11 protein-coding genes, 4 tRNA genes and 1 pseudogene are annotated in these 9,160 nt (G+C 65.2%); 8 read left to right on the forward strand and 8 right to left on the reverse strand.

Annotated features, from left to right (window positions below; genetic code table 11):
- The first annotated feature begins 162 nt into the window (after positions 1–162).
- A complete protein-coding gene (locus EET03_RS09680) occupies positions 163–633 on the forward strand; it encodes a phage protease (protein WP_075541746.1) in 471 nt (156 codons plus the stop codon).
- Positions 633–947 carry a hypothetical protein gene (locus tag EET03_RS09685; RefSeq protein ID WP_075541747.1) on the forward strand — a complete coding sequence of 105 codons (315 nt, stop codon included), beginning with the start codon at positions 633–635 and terminating at the stop codon, positions 945–947. Before EET03_RS09680 ends, EET03_RS09685 begins: the two co-directional genes overlap by 1 nt.
- A gap of 1,302 nt (positions 948–2,249) precedes the next feature.
- Here the strand turns inward: EET03_RS09685 and EET03_RS09690 are convergent.
- The 8 genes and pseudogenes from EET03_RS09690 to EET03_RS09730 all read right to left on the reverse strand — a co-directional run bounded on the left by EET03_RS09690 (position 2,250) and on the right by EET03_RS09730 (position 4,250).
- The gene (locus EET03_RS09690) at positions 2,250–2,429 is read right to left on the reverse strand and encodes a hypothetical protein (RefSeq protein ID WP_075541748.1); all 180 of its coding nucleotides are present in this window, start codon (positions 2,427–2,429) and stop codon (positions 2,250–2,252) included.
- Positions 2,430–2,444: 15 nt separating this feature from the next.
- Positions 2,445–2,717: pseudogene (locus tag EET03_RS09695) on the reverse strand (tyrosine-type recombinase/integrase); the annotation flags it as partial.
- Complete coding sequence (locus EET03_RS09700; protein WP_075541750.1) at positions 2,714–2,908, reverse strand: hypothetical protein; 195 nt, start codon at positions 2,906–2,908, stop codon at positions 2,714–2,716. The pseudogene EET03_RS09695 and the gene EET03_RS09700, both read right to left, overlap by 4 nt.
- Positions 2,909–3,149: 241 nt before the next feature.
- Positions 3,150–3,488 (reverse strand): hypothetical protein, encoded by a 339-nt coding sequence (locus EET03_RS09710; protein ID WP_136625667.1) that lies wholly within the window; start codon positions 3,486–3,488, stop codon positions 3,150–3,152.
- Positions 3,485–3,838 (reverse strand): hypothetical protein, encoded by a 354-nt coding sequence (locus EET03_RS09715; protein ID WP_136625668.1) that lies wholly within the window; start codon positions 3,836–3,838, stop codon positions 3,485–3,487. Before EET03_RS09715 ends, EET03_RS09710 begins: the two co-directional genes overlap by 4 nt.
- Positions 3,839–3,985: 147 nt before the next feature.
- Positions 3,986–4,060 (reverse strand) — tRNA-Val (locus EET03_RS09720).
- A gap of 14 nt (positions 4,061–4,074) precedes the next feature.
- Positions 4,075–4,148, reverse strand: a tRNA-Cys gene (locus EET03_RS09725).
- 29 nt (positions 4,149–4,177) lie between these two features.
- Positions 4,178–4,250, reverse strand: a tRNA-Gly gene (locus tag EET03_RS09730).
- A 170-nt stretch (positions 4,251–4,420) separates the two neighbouring features.
- Here EET03_RS09730 and EET03_RS09735 point away from each other — a divergent pair.
- From EET03_RS09735 to EET03_RS32670, 6 genes are all read left to right on the forward strand, one after another.
- Positions 4,421–4,492: transfer RNA gene (locus EET03_RS09735), tRNA-Val, on the forward strand.
- Positions 4,493–4,683: 191 nt separating this feature from the next.
- Positions 4,684–5,556 (forward strand): AfsR/SARP family transcriptional regulator, encoded by an 873-nt coding sequence (locus tag EET03_RS31305; RefSeq protein WP_244232293.1) that lies wholly within the window; start codon positions 4,684–4,686, stop codon positions 5,554–5,556.
- Positions 5,510–7,615, forward strand: a complete 2,106-nt coding sequence (locus tag EET03_RS09740) for an ATP-binding protein (protein WP_244232294.1) — start codon at positions 5,510–5,512, stop codon at positions 7,613–7,615. Before EET03_RS31305 ends, EET03_RS09740 begins: the two co-directional genes overlap by 47 nt.
- A gap of 206 nt (positions 7,616–7,821) precedes the next feature.
- Complete coding sequence (locus EET03_RS09745; RefSeq protein ID WP_136625669.1) at positions 7,822–8,097, forward strand: hypothetical protein; 276 nt, start codon at positions 7,822–7,824, stop codon at positions 8,095–8,097.
- Positions 8,094–8,819: a serine/threonine-protein kinase gene (locus tag EET03_RS09750; protein ID WP_075541755.1), complete on the forward strand. Its 726-nt coding sequence runs from the start codon at positions 8,094–8,096 to the stop codon at positions 8,817–8,819. Before EET03_RS09745 ends, EET03_RS09750 begins: the two co-directional genes overlap by 4 nt.
- Positions 8,779–9,160: protein kinase domain-containing protein (locus tag EET03_RS32670; RefSeq protein ID WP_341868755.1), on the forward strand; the 382-nt coding region annotated here is incomplete at its 3' end. The genes EET03_RS09750 and EET03_RS32670, both read left to right, overlap by 41 nt.

Here is a 9,160-nt window from a genome sequence, read left to right on the forward strand (position 1 = left end):
AACAACGCCGCGCTTTCGACCTCATCGAAGCCACCATCCCCCTCACCATCGCCGCATAGTCAGGTAGACAAACACCACACCACCAAACCCGCCAAAACCCCAGGTCAAACCGGGAAAACCCCTACCTCAACAGCAGTAACTTCGGGTTAAGGAGGAACACCCATGGCACTGATGTTTGACGATGAGCAGGCCGCCGAGCTGCTCGGCGCGCTCGGTCTGCCCGCCAATACCACCGACATCGACACTACGCTAGCCACCGTCAAGGATGCGGTCACCGCATCGACCGCCGAAAGCGCTCAGCCCTCGGCCGTGGCCGCCGCAGCACGCCGCGTCGGCCTGGAGCTGATCGACGCCGACACCATCAGCGCGTTGCGTCGCGACGCAGCCGAAGGCCGACAGCTCAAGGCCGCCGCGGCGCGCAAGAAGATCGAGGACACCGTCAACGACGCCATCAGCAAGGGCAAGATCACCGTTGCCCGTCGCCAGCACTGGGTCAACCTCATCAGCGCTGACCCGGCCATGGCCGAGGTACTCGCCTCGGTTCCCGATGAGACCGCGGTATCGCTCACCGAGATCGGCTACAGCCTTGCCGAAGAGGCTACTAACGGGCCAACCGACGCCTGGTTCCACTGATGGCAACGCGCACACTCGGTGTCGCACTGTGGAACTACCGCGACCACGATGGTCGTAGGCGACGTGCGCTCTACGGGCAGCGATTCGAGCTGCCCGAGGACGAGGTAATCCGCGGCGAGCGAGCCGGCGTGTTCGCACCCGAGCCTAAGCCCGCAGCGCCCAGTGCTGAGATTCCATCGGCACCTAAACAGGCCGCACCCAAGGCCGCATGGGTGGACTACGCCGAGGCCATCGGGATGGATCGCGCCGAGGCCGACGCTATGAGTAAGCCCGACCTCATCGCCGCAGTGAATCGACTTGGCGACGCTACGTAATGCACTGCAGCACAACGGTATTCGATCAGCCGGGTCAGCGCGAAAGGCGTTGTGGGGCAACGCAAAGCCCGACTCCGTCGCCGCGCCGCGTGGCAACCCCCCCGTCAGAATTGTTGAACCCCCGGGGGGGTATCGACTCGTGACTTCGAGTCGTGACTTTTTCACACACGAGGCCCGAAAGTTTGTTAGCTGACTTGAATTACGTTGAGATGCAACATATTTCGCACTTCACCACACGCGCGACTGTTGTTGAAACATACGGGGTTTCGTACGCAAGATCGGTTTTAGCCGCCTTTTGACCAGTTTGGTCCCGTACCAGTGGCCCTGAGCACGGGGCCTCACAGGCAGGCCGCTGCTCAGGGACGGGATGCGTCGGTGGCGCAAGTACCGGGGGGCCAGGGTCAACGTTCCAACCAACGGGCCCACGCTCGAAGACCCGGGGAAAGCCGGAATTCAGACCCGGCCGCCGGGCGAGCCCCCCATAAAGGGCGAAGGCAAACCGGGGTTTGGCCCGCCGGGCCTTCGTCGTACCGACATCCCAGGGGGTCTTCGTTGGGGGGACAAGAAGGTCAAGGGAAGTTGAGGTGATTGGTACTCAGTTTCCTGATCACTGATCGGCTACGGCAGCAACCGCCGAGCTTAGTGTTCGGGCGGCGGTCGTTCACCTTCAGCACACACGGAATGCGTTGTTCACCAACATATCTGAGCCGGTAACCCCGACTGCTTGAATGCCGGCATCGTCCTCGACTTAAAGCCCGACCTCGCCGAATCGGGTTGTCTCGGGTGGGGGCGGTTTCACTCCCCTATGAGGATCGCCGCCTGCGACACCCCTGTGGGTAGCGCAGGTGGCGAAGTTGTTGCGTCGCTGCGCCTAGCTTTCCACGCCGCTGGGGTACGGCCGGCGTACCTCATCCCAACCGGCAGCCGAGGGCCACAGCAGCCGTACTCTCCCGCACGACTGGGGTTATGCCAGCTCCGTCACGGTGGTCGTGACGCAGGACCGTGCAACGCGGTCCTGTTTGCGCAGGTCAGATACTCCGCAGTTTTTCGAGGGTATCGGCCTTCTGACAGCAACCACGGTCGTAAGCAACCGTGGTTGCCCATGACTTGCCGTGACCTCATTTGACGAGGTAGGGGCGGAAGCCGGGCTGTGGGGCAGGGAGTGGTCCACCGTAGGCGAGGTCGAACATTGCGATCGTGGCCGCCCAACCTGGCCGGCGGCCAGGTCGAGGGCGGGTAAGGTGCGCAGTCGCCACGCCAGTTCCCGCCGCAGCTGGTTGATATCCGCAGTTGCTGTGCTGGTCACCGCGACACCGCCCAGCCGCGTCGGGCCGCTTCTGCGTGGGCATCCGTCAACGCGCGGTCATCGTGACTGTAGGGGCGTAGTGGGCCGGTCCACAAGGTCTCACCGCTCACTAGCAGTGCGCCGCGTACGGCGAAGTGGTTGCCGATCGTGACGGCGCGGACTTTGATGGCCTTCATACGCCTCACCTTGCCTCACCACGCGCAGGCTGCCGCTGCGCGGATCTCGTCATCACAGATCGCCACATACCGTTCGGTGGTCAGGATCGACTCATGACCTAGCAGCGCTTGCACCGCCCGGATGTTGCGTGACCCGCGGAAGGCGCGCGAGGCCATGCGGTGACGCAAGGTGTGGGCTGTCCAGTTGTCCGGCAACGCCCGCGAGATGAGTTTGCCGACGTGGTCTGGGGTTAGGTGCCGGTCGGGGGTGTTGGGGAACAACCATCCCGCGGGGAATTCTCGGATCAGGGTGGGCGCGGGCCCGGCCGTTTAGGCTGCATCCGCTGAATCAGGTAGGCGTCCACCACGGCCAGCGGGCCAACGGCAAGGGTGATGTTGTCGGCGTCGCGCAGGGTGTACACGGTGCCGCGTTGGGTGAATGTCAGGCCGAGCCGATTAGCACGGGCGCGGGCTATACGGACGCGGTTGACGGTATTCACGCCTGGGCCCACTTCCCGTACATACGTCCCTCGGCCCGATCGCGGAACGGATCGCTGTCATCGCGGAGCACCGCGTGGCGTGTCCGGTGACCGCAGTGGCCGCATTTGATGGTGGTTGTCATCCGCCAGCCGTTAGGTTCGATCGGGCTGTCAGATGTTTGGTTGCCGTCGCTGCGCCGGTACGCCTCACTGATGGTGCGCAGCTGCCCGCAGACACAGCACAGTGCCCGCACGCGGCCCGTCACTGTCCGGCCCGCCCGTGCGTGTCGCGGTCGTCGGCCAGCCGCTGACTCTCGGCTTGAAGGTGCGGCCACATTCCGGCCAGCAGCGCTTCCCGGTTGACGTCGGCGTCGAGCTGGGCGTGAAGTTGCGCCCGCTGCGGCCCGGACGTGTGCGCGTAAATAGCCCGTATCGGCTGGTCCTGGTCCTCGTCGTCGAGGGTGTCGGCCGCGGCCAGGAGTGCGGCCGCGAGCTGGCGCGCCTGAGCGGAGTCGAGGTCGTCGCCGTGGTCGTGGCCCCACACGATGATGCGCCGGGTGCCGTCGCCGGATTCCTCGATGTCGAGGGTGACGCCGCTCATCGCGCCGCCCACCCTTCGAGCTCGTCGGCGGCGGCCAGCAGCGCGTCGGCCAGCTCGCGGGCTTGGCGGGCGCTCAGGGCTTCCTGGCAGGCGTCAATCCACACCGATGCACGGTCGATCGCGTCGTCCTGGTCAAGGCTGCCGTCGGCGTATTGGACGGCGGCGACCCACACCTGAATGTCGGATTTGCCTTCGACGCCGCGGGTCGCGGAGTTGACGACCCGCCAGGGCCGGTCAGTGTTGGTGTCCTCCCACAAGTCGGCGTACACAACGCCGGGAGGTAAAGGGACGTCGGGCAGTTGGCACCCGCTGGGTGTCGGCTCAACCGACATGCTTGGCGTGGTTCGCATGTTGACGGAGGGTGTGGTGGCCATTCGAGGGGCGTCTTCCGGTGTGGGGAAGTCTGCCCGGCGGTGCTAATCCCAGCATATGTGGTGCGTATGTGGTGCAAGCTCTTGTTTGATCGACTATTTACCCACTTTGACCTGCACAAACTCTGGTGCGCGATACTGGGATTGAACCAGTGACCTCTTCCGTGTCAGGGAAGCGCTCTCCCGCTGAGCTAATCGCGCCGGGGATTGCAATCTGGAGGTGGAGACGGGAATCGAACCCGTGTGCACGGCTTTGCAGGCCGTTGCCTCACCACTCGGCCACTCCACCGCGGGGGATTGATGCCACTTGCACCTTCGAGCGGATGACGGGATTCGAACCCGCGACCCTCACCTTGGCAAGGTGATGCGCTACCAACTGCGCTACATCCGCGCGCAACGGACGAGATCGTCGCCCGGTGCGAAGCACGACGATAGTCCACGTGACCCGGCGCACACAAATCTCCAGGTTCTTTGGGGCGCTTTGGCTATCACCGGCCGAGGTAGCACGTTCGGTGCCGGCACGGATCGTGCTAGTCTTCGACCTCGTTGCCGCTCGGCGCCGGTCCCGTGGCTCAGTGGAAGAGCGTCCGCTTCACACGCGGAAGGTCGCTGGTTCGATCCCAGCCGGGACCACACGTATTTGCCCGGCGCACCGCTTTCATCGTGGGTTCCCGCGCGCCAGGGCGGCCCCGAGACCGCCTGGATCGACTCGGTGGCCATGAGGCACTCCGTCTGTCGAATCAAAGGGGACCTACCCGACCGTCGTATGCTACCCATCGAACGGACGCGACGTTCGCTGCGATTCGGCAGATGGGGTTTGCTGGATGACGGTCGAATTCACGTTGCTCGGCGACGTCGAAGCCAGAGTTGACGGGCGACGGTTAGAAATCGGTCATGCCCGTCAACGCTGTGTACTGGTCGCGTTGTTGATCGACGTGAATCGGCCCATCCCGGTCGGTCGGCTGGTCGATCGGGTGTGGTCGGACCGCCCACCATACCGTGCCCGGAATTCGCTGGCCGGGTATGTGTCGCGGCTGCGGAATCTGCTCGCCGAATCCGAAGGCGCTTCCATTTCGCGCGAGCCGGGCGGATATGTCCTTGCCGCCGATCCGCTGTCGGTGGACCTGCACCGCTTCCGCCGCGTGGCCGCACAGGCCCGAGCGACCGATGACCCCCTGCAGGCCGCGCTCCTGTTCGACAAGGCGTTGGCGATCTGGTCTGGTGAGCCGTTCGCGACCCTGGACACGCCGTGGGTGAACGACGTCCGCAGTGCCTTGCAGGCCGAAAAGCTTTCGGTGGAGCTGGACCGCAACGACACGGCCCTGCGAATCGGTAAACACGCAGAGCTGCTGGTTGAGATTTCCGCTGCCCAGGCTGCGCATCCGTTGGACGAGCGGTTGGCCGGCCAGTTGATGCTGGCCCAGTACCGTTGTGGACGCCAGGCCGACGCGCTGGAAACCTATCGTCGGGTTCGCGAGCAACTTGTCGACGAACTCGGAATCGATCCGGGTCCCGTCCCTCCGCGAGGTGCATCAGCAGATACTCACCGGCGAGGCCGCTATCCCGGTGCCGCAGCCGGTTTCACGCGAGGTGCGCGCCCCGGCGCACCGGCTGGGGATGCACCGGCCACGGTCGGGACTGTTGCGGCGGGTGACGAGTTTCGTTGGTCGGCAGCGCGAATTGGCGCAAACGATTGACGCCCTGAGCGACGGCCCGCTGGTCACCTTGGTCGGAGTCGGTGGTGTAGGCAAGACCCGGCTGGGTCTAGAGGCCGCACGAAGTGTGCAACAGCGTTTCGGCGACGGCATATGGATCTGCGAACTGGGTCCGTTGGAGCACGGTGATGCCGTCGGGCACGCCGTTGCGGCGAGTGTCTGGTTGCGGCAGCAGCAAGGCATGGACATCGAGGAATCGGTGATCGAGTACCTCAGGTCGCGTGAAGTCTTACTGGTATTCGACAACTGCGAGCACGTGCTGGAAGCCGCCGGGAAATTCATCGGCCAGATCTTGCGGCATTGCCCGCGAGTATCGGTGCTGGCGACCAGCAGGCAACCTCTCGGCCTGGAAGGCGAACGAATTATCGGCGTACCGCCGTTGGAGGAAGCGGACGCGACCGAGTTGTTCGTCGACCGAGCCCTGGCAAGCCGTTCGGACTTCACGCTCGAAGACCAGCCGATGGGCGTCGTCGTCGAAATCTGTCGACGGGTCGATTGCCTGCCGCTGGGGGTGGAGCTGGCAGCGGCGCGGATGCGGGTGATGAGCAGTTGGGACGTGGCCCGGCGCCCGGATTTCTTGCGCCTGCTGCGCGGCGGGATCCGCGGCGCGCTGCCCCGGCACCAGAGTCTGTCCGAGACGATCGCGTGGTCGTATCGGCTACTCACCGAATCGGAGCAGTCGTTGTTTGCCAGTCTTTCGGTGTTCGCCGGCAGTTTCGACTTGGACGCCGCCCACGGAATCTGCGGGCTCGACGGCGCCGGTGAGGCCGACACGCTGGAGTTGCTGACGGGTTTGGTGGACAAATCCATGGTGGTGGTGCGCAGCGTCGAGGAACGAGCCCACTATGCCGTCTTGGAAACGATGCGGGCATATGGGCGAGATCGGTTGCGGGAAAACGGTATTGACCGCCAGTTCTCGATGCGGCATGCGAGCTACTACACCAGGCTGGCCGAGCGGGCCGGAGCTGGCGTGCTCACCGCCGAGGAGCGGGAGTGGGTGGAGCGGGCACTGCCCGACTACGACAACCTGCGCGCAGCGTTCGGGCATGCGATGGACGAGCAGGATGTCGGCCTTGCGATGCGGATCGTCGCTGCGGTACCGGAGTTGATCGGTTGGCGGGTGGGCTACGAGGTAGCCGAGTGGGCCGAGCGAGTCATCGCCGTTGCCGATCCTGACCATCCGTTGTTCCCGGCGGTTGTCGGGACGGCGGCTCGCGTTGCGTGGGCCCGGGCTGATTTCCCGAGGGCCAAGTCATTGGCATCCTTGGCGCACGGACGGACTCCGGCGCGGGGCAGCGCGCGCGTCGTCAACCCGGTCGATGTGCTTACCGATGTCGCCCTTTTCGAAGGGCATCCGGAGGCGGCGCTCGCCTACTGGACCGCTGAGGCGGAGCGTGTCCGCCGCGACGCGGATCCGATCCGGCTGGGGTGGATGCTGTTCACGTTAACGATCTGCCAGGGCGTACTCGGCAATGACGAGGCTGCGATACCGGCGGCGCAGGAGGCTGTCGGGGCGGCCGACGACACCGGCAACCCGACTGCACAGTCGATGGCCTACTTCGCGCTCGGCTACCTGCTGAGGAGGTCCGAACCGGAGCGTGCCTTGGCTCTGTTCGACGCCTCAGCGCGGCTGGCCGCCGACGTGCAGAATTTCTGGGTATACGGCAGCGCCTTGATGGAGGCCGCAGCCATCCGTGCCGTTTACGGTGATCCCCGGGTGGCTGCGCAGATGTTCATCGGCGTGCTCGAGCACTGGGAACGCTTCGCCGACTTGACCCAGCAGTGGCTTACGCTGCGCTACATCACGCGGCTGTTGCTCCGGCTCGGCTGCCGCGAGGACGCCGCCGTCCTGTATTGGGCCTTCGTCAATGCTGGTAAGCCCATGCCGCTGGCTGCGGCCCAGATGGCGGTGCTCGTCGATTCGTTGGGCACTGCTCGCTTCGACGCGCTCAACGCACCTGCCGGCATTGCCGATGCGGTGACGCGGGCCCGCTCAAGCCTGCGGCGTAACTGCGCACCCGCGGCTGTGCCCGCCACCTGAACCTGTCGGGAGCCAGAAAACGCTGCTTTACCTGCGTATTTCATAGTTTGCAAACGGTTTCCGAACGCCTGACCGGCATTGTGGGCAGCGGCAAGGAATTCGTCTCGGCGGCCGTCAGCCGCTCAGCGAAGACCGGGCCAACGTGGAGCAACGTACGCGAAGTATGTGCTTGCTTGGATGCACATCATGTTGGAGGTGATGCGGCTGTGTCCAGTCCACGGTTGTACCTCGACATGGTCAGTGGTGTGGCTGAGGCGATCATTCCGGTGTCCCAAGCACCGCCTTGGGAGGTGATCGTGCTGGGGACGGCGACGGGCGCCGTGTGGATGCTGGTGCTGCTGGCCCGGTTCGTCGTGGTGCAGACCGGCCCGGCGGTCTGGCTGGAGCAATTTTCCGCGGCGAGTGTCCAGCTGTTGAGAATCTGGCTGTCCGGGTGGTCCGACCGCTTGTTGGGCGCCGTGTCTGGAAGATCTCGCCGATGAAGACTCGTCGCGTCGAAGCGTTCCGCAAACCGCCGATCGTGCCCTCGTCGCGGGATAGTCGCACGCAGTTTCGGTTCCCCATGGCCGCCGTACTCGGTTATGGGGGCGGCGGTGATCGGGTGACGCGGCGCGCGGTCGCCGGCGTGCCTATGCAGCGTGCGTCGGCATCGGCAACCGAGTACGCGTCCAGGACGCGTGGCGCGACGTGCGGAAACGGAGACCCGGCACGGCGGGTGGGCACGATGGTCGCGAACTATCGGGTTGAAGCCGTGGTCTCGTCGGGAGGCATGGGCACGGTGTATCTGGCCCGTCATCCGAGCTTGCCTCGGCGCGACGCGCTGAAAATTCTCGACGGTCCCCTCGCGTGGGATCCGCGGTTCCGTGTTCGGTTCATGCGGGAGGCTGACCTGGCGGCCGGGCTGCATCACCCCAATATCGTCGCGGTTTACGATCGCGGGGACACGCCGGACGGCGCGTTGTGGATCGCGATGGAGTATGTGCGCGGCACGGACGCCGATGTCGAAACCGGTGCCGGGCGGATGCCGCCGGCGCGGGCCGAGTGCATCGTCGGCGAGGTGGCCATGGCCCTCGATCACCTGCATCGCCGCAACCTGATTCATCGCGATGTCAAGCCGGCGAACATCCTGCTATCTCCTGGCCTGCCGGGGGGAGCCCGAGCGGGTGGTGCTGGCCGACTTCGGCATCGCCCGCAGCTGCGATGACCACTATGGGCTGACCCGCACCGGCGACGTGATCACGACGGTGGCCTATGCCTCCCCGGAACTCCTGCAGGGCTGGCCTCTCGACGCGCGCACCGACATCTACTCCCTGGGGTGCACACTGTTCCACCTGCTCACCGGTCATGCCCCATTCAGCGACCGACCCGGATTGGCTGCGGTGATGATGGCTCACATCCAGCACCCCGCGCCCCGGCTTAGTGGTCGCGCCCGTAAGTTCGTCGGGGGTCGCATTCAGGCTGCTCGGGGCTGGATCGGATTGTGCTGGGGTTCGTGGTTGTCGAGCTTGGTCAGCAGGTCGTTCAGGTCGGTGGTGGTGAACTTCC

The organism is Mycobacterium innocens (assembly GCF_900566055.1).
Lineage (GTDB): Bacteria > Actinomycetota > Actinomycetes > Mycobacteriales > Mycobacteriaceae > Mycobacterium > Mycobacterium innocens.